The sequence below is a fragment of the Roseateles sp. UC29_93 genome (assembly GCF_042695725.1).
In the GTDB taxonomy this organism is placed as follows: Bacteria; Pseudomonadota; Gammaproteobacteria; order Burkholderiales; family Burkholderiaceae_C; genus Roseateles; species Roseateles noduli_A.
Window position 1 is genome coordinate 1,607,086 of sequence record NZ_CP170545.1, and the last position, 18,185, is coordinate 1,625,270.

The 18,185-nt window shown below is 69.8% G+C and carries 8 protein-coding genes and 3 pseudogenes; 4 read left to right on the forward strand and 7 right to left on the reverse strand.

The window, feature by feature from the left end:
• Window positions 1–130 precede the first annotated feature (130 nt).
• The 4 genes and pseudogenes from ACFJIX_RS07610 to ACFJIX_RS07625 all read left to right on the forward strand — a co-directional run.
• A pseudogene (locus tag ACFJIX_RS07610) lies at window positions 131–604 on the forward strand (protein-disulfide reductase DsbD domain-containing protein); the annotation flags it as partial.
• 1,195 nt (window positions 605–1,799) lie between these two features.
• On the forward strand, window positions 1,800–2,300 hold the full coding sequence (locus ACFJIX_RS07615) for a thioredoxin family protein (protein WP_377161666.1): 501 nt from the start codon (window positions 1,800–1,802) through the stop codon (window positions 2,298–2,300).
• A 194-nt stretch (window positions 2,301–2,494) separates the two neighbouring features.
• Window positions 2,495–3,019: pseudogene (locus ACFJIX_RS07620) on the forward strand (redoxin domain-containing protein); the annotation flags it as partial.
• 270 nt (window positions 3,020–3,289) lie between these two features.
• Window positions 3,290–8,710: a diguanylate cyclase gene (locus ACFJIX_RS07625; protein WP_377158874.1), complete on the forward strand. Its 5,421-nt coding sequence runs from the start codon at window positions 3,290–3,292 to the stop codon at window positions 8,708–8,710.
• A gap of 99 nt (window positions 8,711–8,809) precedes the next feature.
• On the opposite strand, the gene ACFJIX_RS07630 is transcribed toward ACFJIX_RS07625, so the two are convergent.
• The 7 genes and pseudogenes from ACFJIX_RS07630 to cysW all read right to left on the reverse strand — a co-directional run bounded on the left by ACFJIX_RS07630 (window position 8,810) and on the right by cysW (window position 18,185).
• Window positions 8,810–9,736 carry a TIGR02285 family protein gene (locus tag ACFJIX_RS07630; protein WP_377158877.1) on the reverse strand — a complete coding sequence of 309 codons (927 nt, stop codon included), beginning with the start codon at window positions 9,734–9,736 and terminating at the stop codon, window positions 8,810–8,812.
• A gap of 238 nt (window positions 9,737–9,974) precedes the next feature.
• A complete protein-coding gene (locus ACFJIX_RS07635) occupies window positions 9,975–10,934 on the reverse strand; it encodes a sulfate ABC transporter substrate-binding protein (protein ID WP_377161668.1) in 960 nt (319 codons plus the stop codon).
• Window positions 10,935–11,189: 255 nt separating this feature from the next.
• The gene (locus ACFJIX_RS07640) at window positions 11,190–13,961 is read right to left on the reverse strand and encodes a TonB-dependent receptor plug domain-containing protein (protein WP_377158880.1); all 2,772 of its coding nucleotides are present in this window, start codon (window positions 13,959–13,961) and stop codon (window positions 11,190–11,192) included.
• Between the two features lie 164 nt (window positions 13,962–14,125).
• Window positions 14,126–15,073: a CysB family HTH-type transcriptional regulator gene (locus ACFJIX_RS07645; protein ID WP_377161670.1), complete on the reverse strand. Its 948-nt coding sequence runs from the start codon at window positions 15,071–15,073 to the stop codon at window positions 14,126–14,128.
• Window positions 15,074–15,340: 267 nt separating this feature from the next.
• A pseudogene (locus tag ACFJIX_RS07650) lies at window positions 15,341–16,228 on the reverse strand (CysB family HTH-type transcriptional regulator); the annotation flags it as partial.
• Window positions 16,225–17,298: a sulfate/molybdate ABC transporter ATP-binding protein gene (locus ACFJIX_RS07655; protein WP_377158882.1), complete on the reverse strand. Its 1,074-nt coding sequence runs from the start codon at window positions 17,296–17,298 to the stop codon at window positions 16,225–16,227. The gene ACFJIX_RS07655 and the pseudogene ACFJIX_RS07650, both read right to left, overlap by 4 nt.
• The gene (gene cysW / locus ACFJIX_RS07660; RefSeq protein WP_377158884.1) at window positions 17,295–18,185 is read right to left on the reverse strand and encodes a sulfate ABC transporter permease subunit CysW; all 891 of its coding nucleotides are present in this window, start codon (window positions 18,183–18,185) and stop codon (window positions 17,295–17,297) included. Before cysW ends, ACFJIX_RS07655 begins: the two co-directional genes overlap by 4 nt.

Sequence of the window (18,185 nt, forward strand, 5' to 3'; positions counted from 1 at the left end):
TTCTTGGCGACTTCACGGGTGGCGTGGATCGCGGATGTCGGATTTTCCGGTTTCCTCGAATCGTGGAAGTAAGGAAACAAGGAAGGTCGACGCCTTGTGAGGGTCAGGACCATTGCCTAGCATCGCGCCCATGCGACTTGTTCCCTTGAACCTCCTGCGATCGGCAGCGGCAACGACGTTCGTCGCGCTGGTCACCCTCGCGTCCGCCGCGGACGCCGCACCTCCGACGGATCGCTCCGCCACCGACGAGGTCCAGGTCCGACTGATCAGCGCGTCCTCGCAGGTGGCACCAGGCCAGACGCTGCTACTCGCGCTCGAACAACGCATCGCTCCCCATTGGCACACGTACTGGAAAAATCCCGGCGACTCCGGCCAGCCCACCAGCATCGAATGGACGCTGCCCAAGGGCGCGACCGCCGGCCAGATCCTCTGGCCAGCACCCAAACGCTTCGACGTCGGTCCCATCACCAACTACGGCTACGAGGACCAGGTCCTGTTGTTGACCGAAGTCCGCCTGCCGCAAGACCTGACCCCAGGACAGACGACGACCGTGACCGCCGAAGCCTCCTGGCTCGTCTGCCGCGAGGAATGCATCCCGCAGCAGGCGACGCTCGCGTTGTCGATTCCCATCGGTGCCGCAGCGAAGGACTCGGCGGAAGCCACCATCTTGTCCACCGCGCGCGCCGCCCTGCCCGGCAAGGCATCGTTCCAGGCCGCCGCCCGCTTGGAGGGAAAGGACCTGCTCGTGACGTGGCCCGCGTCGGCCACGCCCGAGGTCAAGCAGGCGCTGTTCATGCCGCAGGACTGGGGTCGCATGCAGCATGCCGCGAAGCCGCAGCTCGACCGCGTCGGTGATGACTGGCGATTGCGCGCGCCCGTCGGTGAAGCACCCGCCCCGGCCGGCAAGCCGTTGAACGGTCTGCTGCTGGTGGATGGCCAGGCATGGGAAGTCAGCCTCCCGGTCAGCGGCACGGCGCCGACGTCGACGACGCCTGCAACGGTCGTGACACCGGTGGAGGCGTCAACGGCGGGCACATCCTCCGCCAGCGGATCCAGTATCAGCCTTTGGGGAGCAATGGGTCTCGCGTTGATCGGCGGTCTGATCCTGAACCTCATGCCCTGCGTGTTCCCGGTGCTGGCGATCAAGGCGTTGGGCTTTCTGCATGGCAATGCCGGCGAGCATCGCCGCCAGGGTCTGGCCTATACCGCGGGCGTGTTGATCGCTTTTGCCGCGCTCGGCGGCGTGCTACTGGCGTTGCGCGGTGCGGGCGGCAGCGTGGGCTGGGGCTTCCAGTTCCACTCGCCGCTGTTCGTGCTGTTGCTGGCCTGGCTGATGTTCGTGCTGGGCCTGTCGCTGGCAGGCCAGCTGCAGATCGGTGCGGGTTTCGCGGGCGTGGGACAGGGCCTGGCGAGCAAGCCCGGCCTCTCCGGTAGCTTCTTCACGGGCGTGCTCGCGACGGTGGTCGCGACACCGTGCACGGCGCCGTTCATGGGCGCGGCGATGGCGTATGCGCTGGCGCAACCGGCGGCGGAACTGATGGCCGTCTTCCTGTCGCTCGGACTGGGCCTGGCGTTGCCCTATCTGGCCCTGGCCTGGTGGCCTGCGCTGCAGCGACGCATGCCTCGTCCGGGCGTCTGGATGGACGTGCTCAAGCAGGCGCTTGCATTCCCGATGTTTGCGGCGGCCATCTGGCTGGTGTGGGTGATTGCGCAGCAGGCGGGACCGATGGGCGTGCTGGTGGCGCTCGCGGGCATGGGCCTGTTGGCGCTGGCCGCCTGGATCCGTTCGGTGAGCCGGAATGCGTCGTCGCGCTGGCAATGGACCGGCACGGGCGCAGCCATCGCGTCGCTGGTGGCGGCCGCGGCGCTGTTGCCGATGCTGTCGGCGATCGGCGGCACCGAGTCACCAGACGCGGCGACATCGGGCGGTCCCCCAACGAGCCGCAGCTGCCGATCACGAGCCCTACTCGCCCGAACGTCTGGCCCAGCTGCGCGCGCAAGGCAAGCCGGTGTTCGTGAACCTGACCGCGTCGTGGTGCATCACCTGTCTCGTGAACGAGCGCGTCGCGCTGTCCACCGACGAAGTTCGCGATGCCTTCGAGAAGCAGGGCGTGACCTACCTCAAGGGCGACTGGACCCGTCAGGACCCCCGCATCACCGAGCTGCTGAAGCAGCACGACCGCAGCGGCGTGCCGCTGTACCTGTTCTATCCGGCCGGGACGGGCAGCGGCGCGCAGGTGCTGCCGCAGCTGCTGACGCCCGGCATCGTCACCACGGCCCTGAGGGCTGGCACTTCCTGAGCCGCCGGCCCACGCCGTTCCCGTCCTATCGCCGTTTTCATCCTGGAGACCTCGCCATGAATCACCCGATGACTTCCATGACCTCATCGTTCCGCGGCGCGCTGTCGCGGCGCGCCGTCCTGGCCGGTGCCGCGATCGCGGCGTCGATGGCCATGACCGGACTGGCGCATGCGCAAGCGCAGATCGACCAGCCCGCGCCCGCCTTCAGCGCGACCACGGCAGACGGCAAGACGGTCACGTTGGACAGCTACAAGGGCAAGACCGTCGTGCTGGAATGGACCAACCACGACTGTCCCTTCGTGAAGAAGCACTACGGCAGCGGCAACATCCCGGCGCTGCAGAAGGAGGCCACCGCGCAAGGCGTCGTGTGGCTGCAGGTGATCTCGTCGGCGCCCGGCCAGCAGGGCCATGTCGACGGCGCGACGGCGACGAAGCTGAACAAGGATCGCGGCGCGGCGCCGACGCAGGTGCTGCTCGATCCGAGCGGCCAGCTGGGCAAGGCCTACGGCGCGCAGACCTCGCCGCACCTGTTCATCGTCAATCCGCAAGGCGTGCTGGTCTACAAGGGCGGCATCGACAGCATCGCGACCGCCAAGGCCGACGACATCGCCAAGGCCGATCCCTACGTGAAGACGGCGCTGGGCGAGCTGGCCGCCGGCAAGAAGATCACGCACGCGAGCACCAAGCCCTACGGCTGTTCGATCAAGTACGGCAGCTGAAGCCGATTGCAACGGACAGTGCCGCCAGGCGCCAATGAACGAGGGCCGCATCCAGCGGTCCTCGCCGCTTCGTTTCTTGATCGAATCGGTGATCTGCCGCGGGTCCCGTGCCCGCACGCGGGACAGCGCCGTGCACGCCACGCCACGAAGCCGGGCGGATCTGTCGCTTTCTTCCGCTTCCTGCCGCGGGCGTCGTCGCCTTGACGGTGGAGGAAGGCTGGCCCGTCGTAGCCAGCCGTTACAGTCCGTGGACAACAGAGAGCGGATGGGATGAAGGACAGACGAGCGTGGGAGGCGACCGACCCAGGTGCCTGGCAGGCCGAGCAGATGCTCCACCAGGGCCGCCGGAGCGAGGTTGTCCGGGTCGGCGATGGCCAAGGCGGCACGGCGCTGCTCAAGCGCCTGCGGGACGCCCGCGCCGATGCCGCCGCCGTGGCCCGGCTGCGCCGCGAGTTCGAGCTGGCCCAGCGCCTCGACCCCGCCTTCATCCTGCGCCCCTCGGCGTGGATCGCGCCTGACGGCCGTCCGGCGCTGCTGCTGCCCGATCTCGGCGCGGAGACCCTGCGACACCGCCTGCGCCGCGGCACGCTGGGCAACGATGCGCTGATCCGCATCGCGCTCGACCTGGTCGAGGCGCTCCAGCACCTGCACGGACAGGGCCTCATCCACCGCAATCTCGGACCCGGCCAGATCGTGCTGCTGCCCGGCGCGGGCCGTGACGCGCGCAAGGTGCTGATCGCGGACCTCGGGCTCGCCGCCGAGATCGAGCGCGAGCGACCGCTGGTCCAGCGGGCCGAACTGATCGAGGCGTCGCTCGCGACGCTCGCGCCGGAGCTGACCGGTCGCATGAGCCGCGATGTCGACTACCGGGCCGATTTCTACAGCCTCGGTGCCACGCTGCTGGAAGCACTGACCGGCGCGCCGCCATTCGACATCGACGATCCCGCGCGCGCCGTGCATGCGCATCTGGCGCTCGCGGCGCCGATGGCGACGACGCGCAATCACCAGGTCTTCGCGCCGCTGGCGCAGGTCGTCGCGCACTGCCTGCACAAGGAGCCCGAAGGCCGCTACCAGAGCCACCAGGCGCTGCGGCACGACCTGCAGCTCTGCGAGGCGGCGCTGGAGCAGGGCCGCGGGTTGCCGGGCTTCGAGGCCGGACAGGGCGACGCGGCCGTGCGCTTCCAGCCGAGCGGGCGCCTCTACGGCCGCGAATCGGCGCAGGCGCAACTGGGGCTGGCCTTCGAGGACGCCGCCCAGGGGCAGGCCGGCGGTGCGGGACTGGTGGCCGTGTCGGGCTTCTCCGGCATCGGCAAGACCGCGCTGGTGCTGGCGGCGCAACGCAGCCTGCTCGCGCAGCGCGGGCACTTCGCGGCTGCCAAGTTCAACCAGTACGGCCAGGACCGTCCGTACGGTCCGCTGCTGCACCTGCTGGTCCAGCGCGCCGCGCAGGTGCTGGCGTTGCCCGCGCCTCAGCAGACCGTCTGGCGCGATCGGCTGCGCGAGCGCCTCGGCGCGAATGCCGCGCTGCTTTCGCAGGCGCTGCCGGAGATGACGCCGTTGCTGGCCCTGGATGCACCGCTGATGCCGGTCGGCCCGGCCGAGGCGGAGAACCGCTTCCTGCGCGCCGTCAGCCAGGGCTTCGCCGCGCTGGCGCGCGAGGGAGAGCCGCAGACGCTGTTCCTCGACGACTGGCAATGGGCCGACCGCGCCTCGCGCCGACTGCTGCGCGAATGCCTGCACGACGCGACCTTGCGCCACACGCTGTTCGTCGTGGCCTATCGCGACAACGAGGTCCCGCCCGGTCATCCGGTCGCGCAGGAACTGGCGGAACTGCGTCAGCAACTCGGCGAGCGCTTCATGCCGTTGCGCGTCGGCCCTCTCGGACTCGACGACACGCGCCATCTGCTGGCCGACAGCCTGCATCGGGATCCGGCCGAGGAGGACGCGGGACTCGACGAGCTCGCGCGCCTCTGCCAGACCCGCACGGCGGGGAATCCGTTCTTCCTTCGCCGGCTGCTGGAGGACCTGGTCCGTCGCGGCCTGATCCACTACGACGCCACCGCGCAGCGCTGGGATCACGCGCTGGAGCGCATCGCGGCCACGCGCACGGCGGACAACGTCGTCGCGCTGATGCTGCAGCAGCTCGAGCGTCTGCCCGACACGACGCGGCAGGCGTTGAGCGTGGCGGCGCTGCTGGGCGCAGGCTTCGGGCTCGACAGCCTGGCCACCGCGCTCGATGTCCCGGCCGATCTGCTCGCCACCGATCTGCTGCCGGCGCTGCAGGCGCAGCTGCTGGTGCCGGCGAGCGCGCTGTACCGCTACGCGCCGCAGCTGCAAGGCCATGCCAGCGAGTCGGTCCGTTATGCCTTCGCCCATGACCGCGTGCAGGAGGCGGCCTTGCAGCGCATCGCGGCCGACCAGCGTCCCGCCCTGCAGTTGCGCATCGGCCGGCTGCTGCGCGACGGTCATCGCGCCTTGCATCCGGATGTGCCGCTTCCCTACACGGTGCTGCATCACCTGAACGCGTCGCGCCTGCTGTTGCACGAGGCCCACCACGACGCCGAACGCCAGGCGCTGGCCGGCTTCAACGCCCTGGCGTCCCGGCAGGCGATGGACGCCGCCGCTTTCGAGCCGGCGGCGGATTACGCGGAGCTCGCGCTCGAGCTGGCGCCCAACTCGCCGCATCGTGCCGCCTGGCTGCATCACGCGGCGCGGATGGCCTATCTGGCCGGGCGTCCGGCCCGCATGGACGCGCTGCTCGAATCGGCGATCGCCGATGCCGAGGACAACGCGCAACGCGCGCGGCTGCTGGAAGTCCGCATGGAGGCCTTCTACGCGCAGGGTCGGCTCGCGGAGACCGTCGACCTCGGACTGGAGCTGTTCCTGCTGCTCGGTGCGGAGCTGCCGCGCGCCGGCGGTCCCGACGCGATGGGGCAGGTCATGCAGCTGCTGGCCGCCTTGCAGCAGGAGATCGCCGCCATCGGCCTGGACACGCTGGCCGAACGCGGACCGATGCGCGACGAGCAGCGGCTGCTGCTGATCTCGATCGCCGCCAAGATGACCGCCGCGGCCTACATCGTCCGGCCGGCGCTGCTGCCGCTGCTGACGCTGTTCCAGGTCCGGCTGATGGTCGACCACGGCCACGTGCCGCAGGCGCTGTCGGCGTACTCGGTGCTGGGCCTGATGTGCGCGGAATTCCTCGGCGACTACCGCTTCGCCCACGACCTGGGCCGCATGTCGACGGCGCTCGTGGAGCGGCACGGCTGGATGCAGGTCTTCGCGCACGCGGGCTTCTCGTTCCACGCCTTCCTCAGCCATTGGGTGCAGGGGCTGCGCGTCAGCATGGACGGCCTGATGCAGACGCATCGCAACGGGCTGGAGTTCGGCAACCTGCGCCATGCGGGCCTCGGCCTGTACGTCCACGACGTGCATGCGCTGCTGTCGGGCATGCCGCTGCCGGCGCTGGAGGATCAGCTGGTCACGCACGGGCAGCGCCTGCGCGCGATGCGCCAGCCGGTCGCGGCGGACTATGAGGACGCGCTGCTCGGACTCGTGCGCGCGTTGCGGCAGCCCCGGTTGCCGGAGGATGGCTTCGAGGGGATGGAGGCGCTCGTGCGGACTTACGGTGAGCGCCAGGACCAGACCGGATTGATGTTCCTGCACGGCTGGCAGGCGGTGCTGCATTTCATCGCCGATCGGCCCGAGCCCGCGCTGCGCCTGGCGCTGGAGGCGCGAACGCGCTTCGCCGCGGGGCGCGGCATGCATGCGCAATCACTGCTGCTCTTCATCGCCGCGTGGGCCGCGCAACGCGTTGCGTTGGCGGGCGGAGCGCGCGATCAGGCGCTCGAGGACGACGCGCTGCGTCGCCTGCAACGCTGGTGCGACGCGGGTCCCGGGCATCTGCACGACCGCATCGCGCTGCTGCTGGCGCAGCAGGCGATGCTGGCGGCCGCGCCGGAGGAAGAGATCGATCGTCTGCTGGCCCAGGCGCTGGCAGCGGCGGAGGGACCGCAGGGAACGCCGCTCGACGTGGCGGCCGTCCTGCGGGCGCAGGTCGACGCGTGGCGAGACCGCGCGCCGGCGCGCGCCGGTCAGGCCCGATGGCGGCTGCAGAAGACCTGGAAGGACTGGGGCATCACGGCGCTCGCGGGCGAGGCGATGTCGCTGCCGGCCGAGGACCGGGACGCCTCGATCGACGCAGGCGCCGAGGGGGGCGAGATCCGCGCGGATGCCGCCGATCTCAGCACGCTGACGAAGGCGGTGCAGGCGATCAGCAGCCAGCCCGATCTGCCGCGCCTGTTGCGCCGCCTGCTGGAGGTCGTCGCCGAGAACGCCGGCGCGCAGCGCGCGGCGATCGTGCTGGCGAGCGGCACGGCCGGTCCCTCGCGCTGGGTGCTGCAGGCGGAGGCGACGCTCGGCGAGTCGCCGACACTGCACCTGCTGGAGCAACTGCCGCTGGAGCGCGCTGGGCAGCAACTGCCGATGACGCTGATGAGCCGCGTGCTGCGCGACGGCCGGCGCGAGTTGATCGTCGACGCGCGCGGCCTGGCGACGATGGAAGACTACTTCCAGCGCCACCCCTCGCCGCCCCGCTCGGTGCTGGCGCTGCCGCTGCTCAAGCAGGGGCAGACGGTGGGCGCGCTGTACCTGGAGAACGCCGCCGCGGCGGGCGTGTTCACCGAGGCGCGCGTGAGCTTCCTGGAGCTGCTCTGCGCCAACGTCGTCAACGCCGTGGACAACGCGCGGCTGGTGGCCGAGCTGCAGGAGCTCAACGCCAACCTCGAACGCCGCGTGGCGCAGCGCACGCGCGAACTCGCCGACAGCGAGGAGCGCCTGCGCGCGGTGCTGGATCACGCGCCGATCCCGATGGTTGTGACGCGCGAGCACGATGCCCTGATCGTGTACGCGAACGGACCGTCGGCGGCGATCGTGGGACGTCCGCTGGACGACCTCGTCGGCAAGCCGGCGATCAGCTTCTACCGCGAGCCCGGCGAGCGGGACCGCATGCAGGTGAAGTTCAAGGAACAAGGCCGGCTGCAGGGCGAGGAGATCTGCCTGCTGGCGGCCGACGGCAGCGAGCTGTGGATGCTGCTGTCGATGGTGCCGGTGGTGTACGACGGCGCGCCGTCGGTGCTGAGCACGCTGGTGGACTTCACCGACCGCAAACGCCTGGAGATCGAGCTGCAGCGGCTGGCGACGACGGACGCGCTGACCGGCGCGGCCAACCGGCGCTGCTTCCTGGAGCATGCCGACGCGGAACTGGCGCGCAGCCGGCGCTACGGGCTGGAGATGTCGCTGGTGATGATGGACGTCGACCACTTCAAGCGCATCAACGACACGCTGGGCCACGCGCGCGGCGACGCCGCGCTGTGCCACCTGGTGCAGCTGTGCGCGCAGATCGTGCGCAAGCAGGACCTGCTGGGGCGGCTCGGCGGCGAGGAATTCGGACTGCTGCTGCCCCAGACCTCGCTGGAGGACGCGACGCACCTGGTGGAGCGCCTGCGGCATCACATCGAGATCAGCGGGCTGGCGCTGCAACCGGGCTCGCCGCTGGCGTCGCTCACGGCCAGCTTCGGCGTGACGGCGCTGCGACCGGAGGATCTGCGGGTGGAGGAGCTGCTCGGTCGTGCCGACCAGGCGCTGTATCGCGCGAAGGACGGCGGTCGCAACCGCGTCGAGCGGCAGTCCTGAGCGTCACCAGCGCCACGCGCGGCAGCGTCGGGCCCGTCGGCGGCCGCCGGCGTTCACCGGCAAGCTCCAACGAGGACCGACGAGGACCGACGGTGTCGTTCAGGGGTCGATGCGGGACGGCTTGCTGCGTTCGCGATAGAACGCATCGAAGCGGGCCGCGTAGTGGGCCTTGGTTTCCGGCGTGAGCCAGCGCATGAGGCCCCGCCGCAGGGTGGCGGCGCCCTCGGGTCGGCCGTAGGCCTTGTCGATGCCGCGGATGGCGGCGAGCCCCCACGGCGTGCGCGGGCAGGCGATGCCGGCCATCACCAGGTCGCTGGCGCCCTGGATCGGCACGCTGACCAGGTCCTCCGGATTCCCGGCCATGACGAGCGCCATGTCCATCTCCACCGAATAGTCGGCGCGCCCGAGGCTGAGCATCTGCAGCAGGCGCGCGCCGAAGTCCTTGGGCGAGTAGAGCGAGACCGCGCTGTCGGCGGGCCGCGCGGCAAGCATCTCGTCGAGCACCGGACCGTAGCTGCGGCCGTCGATCAGCGCGCCGCGCAGCGACGGATCGGCGAGCAGCCGCGCCAGCTGCACTTCACCGGCGGCGTTGCGCGGGAGGCGCTTGAGCTTGTCGCGGCGCACGATCAGGCCCGGCGGCGGCGTGAGCTGGGTGTTGATGAAGTAGGCCGCCTTCTCGCGATCGGGCGTGCGGACCACGTTGGCGCGGCACACCTCGTCGCCGTTCTCGATCATCTGCCAGCTGCGTTTGGCGTTGGCGAAGACGATCTCGTGCCGGACGCCCGGCCATTGCTTCTCGAGGTAGGCGATCACGCGCCCGGTCACGCCGCTGGCGTCGGCGCCCGTCATCTGCGGCGCATGGTCGGAGGCGAGCCAGGTGATCCTGGTGACGGCCGGCGCGGGGGCAGGTGTTGCGCCGGGCCCTTGCGCGCCCGCGTGCGGCGCCGCCAGCAGCAGGACGGTCGACGGCAGGAGGGCGACAAGGCGCGAACGGATCGGAGCGAGGAACTTCACGGGCCACAGCATACGGGGATCGTTGCTGGCCGCTGTCGCACGGCGCCCCTGTCCTGCGCCGTGGAGCGGTAGTTGGTCACTGCCCAGCACGTTCCGGCGGGGCGGACGAAAAAAGGCCCCGCCGACTTGCCGCCAGCGGGGCTGCTCGCACAGAGCGAACGGTCTGGTTGCCTATGACGCCGCTTGCGCGGCGCCCGAGACCGACCGAGGAGACAAACGTTGACAGCGTGAAGCGCAGTCCCGTCGGGACTCAGCGCACCGCGCTGATCTGGTCGAAGACGCCGCCGTCGTCGAAGTGGGTCTTCTGCGCATTGCGCCAGCCGCCGAAGACCTCGTCGATGGTCACCAGCTTCACCGGCGCGAAGGTCTTGGCGTACTTCGCGGCGATCTTGGGGTCCCGCGGGCGGTAGTAGTTCTTGGCCGCGATCTCCTGGCCTTCCGGCGAGTACAGGTACTCCAGGTAGGCCTGCGCCACCTTGCGCGTGCCCTTCTTGTCGACCGTCTTGTCCACCACCGACACCGGCGGCTCGGCCAGGATCGACAGGCTCGGCGTGACGATCTGGAACTTGTCCGGACCCAGCTCCTTCACCGCCAGGTAGGCCTCGTTCTCCCAGGCGATCAGCACGTCGCCGATGCCGCGCTCGACGAAGGTCGTCGTGGCGCCGCGGGCGCCGGAGTCCAGCACCTTGGTGTTCGCATAGATGCGCTTGACGAAGGCCTTGGCCGAATCGGCGTTGCCGCCCGGCTGCTTCAGCGAATACGCCCACGCGGCCAGGTAGTTCCAGCGCGCGCCGCCCGAGGTCTTCGGATTCGGCGTGATCACGTCGATGCCGCTGCGGGCCAGATCCGGCCAGTCGTTGATGTGCTTCGGGTTGCCCTTGCGCACCAGGAACACGATGGTCGAGGTGTAGGGCGACGCGTTGCTCGGCAGGCGCTTCTGCCAGTCGGCCGGCACCAGCTTGCCGTGGTCGTGCAGCGCGTCGATGTCGTAGGCCAGCGCCAGCGTGACGACGTCCGCATCCAGGCCGTCGATCACCGAGCGCGCCTGCTTGCCCGAGCCGCCGTGCGAGTTCTTCACCGTCACCGTCTCGCCGGTCTTGGCCTTCCAGTACTTCGCGAACGCGGCGTTGTAGTCCTGGTAGAGCTCGCGCGTCGGGTCGTACGACACGTTGAGCAGCGTGACCGAGCCCTGCGCGTGGGCCAGGGGCATCAGCGCGGCACCGCCAAGCAGGGCGGCGGTGGCGAGCAGCGAGACGGTGCGACGGAGACGGCGAATGGGGTTCACGGGATTCTTCTCATCACGGGGGGTTGAGGGGAGCGCTCAATGTAGGCAAGCGCACAGTCAAAGGGAACGAAGAAGATCTGCTTTGCTTTGCATCGTTCCCGGAAAAAAGGGCCGCCCCCTCGTGAGGGGCGGCCCGCAAGCCGGGGCGGGGTCGCCGCGGCAGTCGGAACGGTGCGGCGCTCAGGCGCCGAAGCGGTGTTCCAGCTCGATCCAGCCTTGCCGCCCGTGCGGCGAGTAGTAGCCGACCGGGTAGTACGGCCAGGTGGCGCTCGGATCGCGGCGGATCTTGTCGAACAGGTTGTTGACGATCAGGCTGACGCGCGTCTGCTTGCCGATCTGCCACGCGGTGCTGGCGTTGAAGTTCCAGTAGGGGCCCAGCGTGCCCTCGTGGTCCTCGCGCGCGATGCGGCCGTTGCGCTGCGCCGAGACGGCGTGCGTCCAGTCGCCGGTCTGCCAGACCACGCTCGCGTTGAGCCGGCTGGGCCAATCGCTGAAGTCCGCCGTGCCCACGACGTTGCGGTTCTCGTCGCCGGCGAACTGCTGGTACTTGAAGCTCTTGACCCGCGTGTACTTCGCGTCGACCGTCCATTTGCCCCACGTGGCCGTCGCCCAGGTGTAACGCGTGCCGACGTCGAGGCCCCAGGTCGATTCGCTCGCCGCGTTGATCGGATTGACACGGACCTCCGCGACCTCGCCCGGGCGGACCAGTGCGTCGGCCGGGTTGCGGCGCACGCGGGCGATCGCGTCCACGCAGGTCGGCGACTGGATGTCCTTGATGCCGGTGCGGCAGACCGACTCGTCGCGCAGCACGCCGTCGGCGCTGAGGTCGGTGACCAGGTCGCGGATCGCGATCTTCCACAGGTCCAGCGACACGTCGAAGGACGAGGCCGGTTGCCACACCGCACCCACGCCCCACGAGCGACCTCGTTCCGACTTCAGGTCCGACGAGCCCGTGCGCACGAAGTTGAAGCCGGGCGAGACGTCCGCGAAGTCGCAGGTCGACAGCGGCTGCCCGGTCTGCGCGCAGCGGTAGTAGTCCGTCGACGACGAGTAGTAGCCCTTCGTCTGCTGCGCAAAGATGTAGTTCATGTCCGGCGCGCGGAAGCTGGTCGCGTGCTGCGCGCGCAGCAGCAGCGTCGAGAGCGGTCGGAACTCGAGGCCCGCGTTGTAGGTCGTGCTGCCGTCGCTGCGGCCGGCGAATTCGTAGCGGTCGTGCCGCGCGGCCAAGGTCGCGGTCAGCTGCTTCGTGATCGGCGCATTGAGTTCGCCTCCCAGCGCCAGCCGCTCGCGCGTGCCGCGCACGGTGGGCGAGGTGCTCGTGTTGTAGAAGACGCCTTGGCCCAGCCGCGGGTCGGCTTCGTTGCGGAAGCCTTGCGTGCCTGCCTCAGCCACGACGGCCGCGCGCACCGGACCGCCGGGGAGCTTGAACCACTCGCCGCTGGCGGACGCGCTCAGCTGCTGGTTCCAGCTGGCGTTGCGCGTCCAGCTGCGGTCGGTGACGCTGTCGATCTCCTGCGGCGTCAGCGGGCGGAACAGGCGTGCCGGATCGGCCGCATAGATCGCCGTGCCGTCCGCCTCGGTCCCGAGCTTCTGTCCGAGCAGCAGCTGTTCGATGCCCGCCGTCAGTCGCGGCGTCGTGGTGCGGTTCAGGTAGTAGGAGCTGTTGGCCGACACCTCGAAGGTCCAGGATCCGGCCAGCTCGCCACGCGCGCCGACGGCGACGTTGTGCGTCGAGTCCTGCCACTTGCGGTTGAAGCGGTCCACGCCGCCGATTTCCTCGGGCGCGAAGCGACGCGTCCAGATCTCCAGCTGGCCCGTCGTGGCATTGCGGAAGTAGCCCTTGCCCGCGATGTCCGAGGTCCAGCTCGGTCCACGCGTGTTGTTCTCGGTCCGCGCCCAGCCGAACTGGCCCTCGGCGAACAGCTCGAGGCCGTGGTCCAGCGCGAGCGTCAGCGCGCCCGCCGCCTGCGCGCTGCGGTTGCCGGTCTGCGTCGTCCAGTACGTCGGCGACGCGCGGCCGCTGCCGCAGTAGGTGCCGTTCCTCGCCGTGTAGGCCGAGACCGAGCCCTCGAACAGCGTGCCCGCGCCCGCGCAGCCGTCGGTCGGCGTGAGGTAGGCGCCGCCGGTCGCGTTGCGCCGGCCGAAGACGACCGTCGGCGCGGCGCCCTGCAGCGTCGTGTCGGCCATGAAGTCGCGCTGGCGGCTCCAGATCGGCTCGCGGCTGCTGAGCTCGACGCCCCACACGCCCTGCAAGGCGCCGGCATCGAGGCCGCCGGTGATCTGCGCGCGCGCGTTCTCGCCGCCACCGCGTTGGGTGCTGCCGGCGCGCAGGTTGACGGTGACGCCGTCGACGTGCTTCTTCAGCACGATGTTGACGACGCCCGCGATCGCGTCGGAGCCGTACACCGACGAGGCGCCGCCGCTGAGCACCTCGATGCGGTCGATCAGCGCGGACGGGATGTTGGCGATGTTGACGAAGTTGACCGAGCCCTCATAGGCGGTCGGGTAGTCGGCCACGCGCCGGCCGTTGACCAGCACCAGCGTGTGGTTGGGGCCGAGGCCGCGCAGGCTGATCGCATTGGCGGCCGGCGTGAAGGTGTTGCCGAAGTCCTCGCCCTGCGTGAAGCCAGTGTTCTCGGTCAGGCTGCTCAGTGCGTCGGAGACGTTCTTGTAGCCGAGCCGGTCCAGGTCTTCCGACTTGATCACCGTGATCGGACTTGGCCCCTCGCTGTTGACGCGCGAGATGCGCGAGCCGGTGACGACCACCGACGGCAGCGGCGCTTCCTTGGCCGTGTCCTGTGTGGACGCGGCGGCCGATGCGGACACAGTGGGCCCAGCGGGCGGCTGGGCCTGCGCGAAGGCGCCGGTGACGGGATAGGCCGCGGCGAGGGCCGCGGCCAGCGTGGCGGCCGGTCCGGTAAGGCGGGCCACGTGGTCGACGAACTGCTTCAAGAGACTTCCTTGTGGGAGTGAACAGGTGAGCCCGTCACTCTAGGAAGCGCCCTCTCCGCGTTGAACCAATGCTTTCTGCGTTGCTTAGCTGTGCACCCGGACTATGCACATGCGGAATTTCTTTTGGCACCCCTCGATGGGACCATGCGCCCATCGATCGACGGTCAATCCGAGCCGTTGGGCGCGACGCGCGCCTGCTCGACCAGCTCGCGCGACAGCGGCGGCGCGAAGGTCTCGATGAAGGCGTAGACGTAGTCGCGCAGGTAGGCGTCGCGGCGCACGGCGAGCCGCGTCAGGTTGTCGGCGAACAGGTGCCGTGCGTCGATCGAGCGCAGGTGGCGGTCGCGTTCCTCGTCGTAGGCGATCGCGGCGACGATGCCCACGCCCAGGCCCAGCTCGACATAGGTCTTGATCACGTCCGCGTCCATCGCGACCAGCACGACGTTGAGGTCCAGCCCCGCCGCCGCGAAGGCATCGTCGATGTGCGAGCGGCCGGTGTAGCCGGTCTCGTAGGTGATGACCGGGAACTCGGCCAGGCGCTCCAGCGACAGCGGCGTGCCCGCGTTGGCTTCAGCTTCCAGCGGATGGCCGGGCGGCACCAGCACCGTGTGGGTCCAGCGGTAGCAGGGCAGCGTCAGCAGCTGCGGATGCAGCGCGAGCGCTTCGGTCGCGATGCCGATGTCCGCCTCGCCGTCGATCAGCAGCCGCGCGACCTGCTGCGGCGAGCCCTGCGTGAACTGCAGGCTGACCTCGGGATGCGATTCACGGAAGTCGCGCACTGCCGGCGGCAACGCATAGCGCGCCTGGCTGTGCGTCGCCGCGATGCGCAGGTGGCCGCTGTCGGCGCGGGCGAAGTCCTCGCCGGCGCGGCGCAGGTTCTCGGCCTCGCGCAGCAGGCGCTCGACGATGGGCATCACGTTGCGGCCCGGCTCGGTGAGCCCGGTGAGCCGCTTGCCGGCACGGATGAAGATGTCGATGCCGAGCTCGTCCTCGAGCTCGCGGATCTGGCGGCTCACGCCGGGCTGCGAGGTGTGCAGCGCCTGGGCGACCTCGGTCAGGTTGAAGTTGCGGCGCTGGGCCTCGCGGACGGATCGGAGTTGCTGGAAGTTCATCGTCGGCCACACATCGGGGGGAACGTCAGCCGATGCGGGAGACATCGGAAAGCGTCGGAGACGTCAGGAAACGTCGGGAAAGCGGATTGCTTATGCGGATTGATTATTCGAATCCGCGACCCCGGTGTCCTCCAACAAAAATCGATAAGCATTCCCGCGCTGGAGGCATGTGGATAGAAGGCCTAAGCTGCAAACCTTGCCCGCCGTCGCGCAGGGATGCGCGCGTGGGCTCACGCGTCCCGGATCCATCGCCTCGCGCACGGCGTCCTCGGTCAGCTCGGCGACGCATTCCTGCAGGAAGCGATAGGCGAAGCCGCGCAGGTAGTGGCCGCGCTTGAGCGCGATGCGTGTCGTGTTGGGCGGGAACAGGTGGGTCGCGTCAATCAGTTGCAGGCCGGAGTCGCGCGCGGGCTCGAAGGCCATCGCCGCGATCACGCCGACGCCCAGCCCGATCTGCACGTAGGTCTTGATGACGTCCGCATCCAGCGCCGACATCACCAGGTCCGGCGCCAGGCCGGCCGCGGCGAAGCTGGCGTCGATGCGCGCGCGGCCGGTGTAGCCCTCGTGGTACGTGATCAGCGGCTGCTCGGCGAGTGTTTCCAGCGTCAGCGGCTGGCGCGTCAGCGCGTGCCCTTCCGGCACGACCACCGCATGGCGCCACTCGTAGAACGGGAAGGTGACGAAGGCGTCGTCCTTGCCGAGCGCCTCGGTGGCGATGCCGATGTCGGCCTCGCCCGATTGCAGCAGCGAGACGATCTCCGACGGACTGCCCTGGTGCAGCACCAGGTGCACGCGCGGATAGGCCGCCTTGAAGCGCGCCACGACCTGCGGCAGCGCATACCGCGCCTGCGTGTGCGTCGTCGCGATCGTCAGCTGACCCTGGTCGGCGCTGCTGAACTGCTGCGCCAGACGCTTGATGTTGCGCACGTCCTGCAACATGCGGTCGACGACGACCGCCAGCTCCTTGCCCGGCTCGGTCAGGCCGAGCAGGCGCTTGCCGCGGCGCTGGAAGAGCTCGACGCCGAGTTCGTCCTCCAGGTCCTTGATGTGCTTGCTCACCCCCGACTGCGAGGTGAACAGCGCCGCCGCCACCTCGGTCAGGTTGAAGTTCTGCTGCACCGCCTCGCGGACGATGCGCAGCTGCTGGAGGTTCATGCCGCCTGGTCGATGCCGAAGAGACTCAGGCGCGAGGCCTGCAGACGCACGTGCTGACCGGCGGACAGCTGCAGCGCCTCGGCCTGCTCGCGGCTGAGTTCCGCTTCCAGGTGCTCGCCCTGCGCGCCGCGCAGCTCGACACGCGCGGCGGCGCCGAAGGCGAGCACGCGCTCGACCGTCGCCGGCAGCCCCGGCGCATCCTGCGACGGGATGATCACCAGCTCATGCGGACGCGCATACGCCTGCACCAGGCCATGCTGGGCGCCTTCGATCGAGGCCGCGGCGCCCTGCGCCAGCGTCTGGTCGCCGACGCGCACGATGCCGCTGTCCACGCGGCCTTCGAAGCGGTTGACCGCGCCGAGGAAGCCGTAGACGAAGGGCGTCGCCGGGCGCTGGTAGACCTCGATCGGCGAGCCGACCTGTTCCACGCGCCCGTGATCCATCAGCACGACGCGGTCGGCGACTTCGAGCGCCTCTTCCTGGTCGTGCGTGACGAAGATGCTGGTGATGTGCAGCTCGTCGTGCAGGCGGCGCAGCCAGCGGCGCAGTTCCTTGCGGACCTTCGCATCCAGCGCGCCGAAGGGCTCGTCCAGCAGCAGCACGCGCGGCTCGACGGCCAGCGCGCGGGCCAGCGCGATGCGCTGACGCTGGCCGCCGGACAGTTGCGGCGGATAGCGATCGGCCAGCCAGTCCAGCTGCACCAGCTGCAGCAGCTCATGCACCTTGCGCTTGATTTCCGCTTCCGGCGGACGCTGCTTGCGCGGCTTCACGCGCAGGCCGAAGGCCACGTTGTCGAAGACCGTCATGTGGCGGAACAGCGCGTAGTGCTGGAAGACGAAACCGACTTCGCGCTCGCGCACATGCGTGTCCGACGCGTCGGCGCCGTCCAGCAGCACCTGGCCGCGGTCGGCCGTCTCCAGCCCCGCGATGATGCGCAGCAGCGTGGTCTTGCCGCATCCCGACGGGCCCAGCAGCGCGGTCAGTTCGCCGGTGGGGAAGTCCAGGCTGACGTCGCCCAGCGCGGTGAAGCTGCCGAAGGACTTGTGGATGTTGCGGACCTGGATGCTCATGCTTCTTCCTTCACGACACTACGCGTCGCTTGCCATTCCACGAGCTGCTTGAGCCCGAGGGTGACCAGCGCCAGCAGGGCCAGCAGCGATGCGACCGCGAATGCCGCGGCGAACTGATATTCGTTGTAGAGGATCTCGACCTGCAGTGGGAGCGTGTTGGTCTGGCCGCGGATGTGGCCCGACACCACCGACACCGCGCCGAACTCGCCGAAGGCGCGCGCGTTGCACAGGATCACGCCGTAGAGCAGGCCCCACTTGATGTTGGGCAGCGTCACGTGCCAGAAGGTGCGGAAGCCGCTGGCGCCGAGCACCGTGGCCGCTTCCTCTTCATCCCGGCCTTGCGCCTGCATCAGCGGGATCAGCTCCCGAGCGACGAACGGGAAGGTCACGAACACGGTGGCCAGCACGATGCCGGGCACGGCGAAGATGATCTTGACGTCGTGCTCCTGCAGCCACGGGCCGAACCAGCCCTGCGCGCCGAAGATCAGCACGTAGATCAGGCCCGCGACCACCGGCGACACCGAGAACGGCAGGTCGATCAGCGTGATCAGCAGCTGCTTGCCGCGGAAGTCGTGCTTGGTGATGGCCCACGCGGCGCAGACGCCGAAGACGATGTTCAGCGGCACCGAGATCACCGCCGCCAGCAGCGTCAGCTTGATCGCGGAGACCGCGTCGGGCTCGATCAGCGAGGTGAGGTAGGTGTCCCAGCCCTTGCGCAGCGCCTCGGTGAAGACGGCCGCCAGCGGCAGCAGCAGGAACAGGGCGAAGAAGGCCAGGCCCAGCGTCAGCAGCGTGTAGCGCACCCAGCGCTTCTCTGCCGTGGCGGGGTTCCCCTGGTAGTGGCCGGCGGTGCGCCCGCGGCCCAGCGTTGCGGTGGATCCAGCCAT

Coding starts and splice junctions, on each gene's coding strand:
- ACFJIX_RS07615 (WP_377161666.1), top strand. CDS start 1,800: ATGCGTCGTCGCGCTGGCAATGGACCGGCACGGGCGCAGCCATCGCGT.
- ACFJIX_RS07625 (WP_377158874.1), top strand. CDS start 3,290: ATGAAGGACAGACGAGCGTGGGAGGCGACCGACCCAGGTGCCTGGCAG.
- ACFJIX_RS07630 (WP_377158877.1), bottom strand. CDS start 9,736: ATGCTGTGGCCCGTGAAGTTCCTCGCTCCGATCCGTTCGCGCCTTGTC.
- ACFJIX_RS07635 (WP_377161668.1), bottom strand. CDS start 10,934: ATGCCCCTGGCCCACGCGCAGGGCTCGGTCACGCTGCTCAACGTGTCG.
- ACFJIX_RS07645 (WP_377161670.1), bottom strand. CDS start 15,073: ATGAACTTCCAGCAACTCCGATCCGTCCGCGAGGCCCAGCGCCGCAAC.
- ACFJIX_RS07655 (WP_377158882.1), bottom strand. CDS start 17,298: ATGAGCATCCAGGTCCGCAACATCCACAAGTCCTTCGGCAGCTTCACC.
- cysW (WP_377158884.1), bottom strand. CDS start 18,185: ATGGCTGGATCCACCGCAACGCTGGGCCGCGGGCGCACCGCCGGCCAC.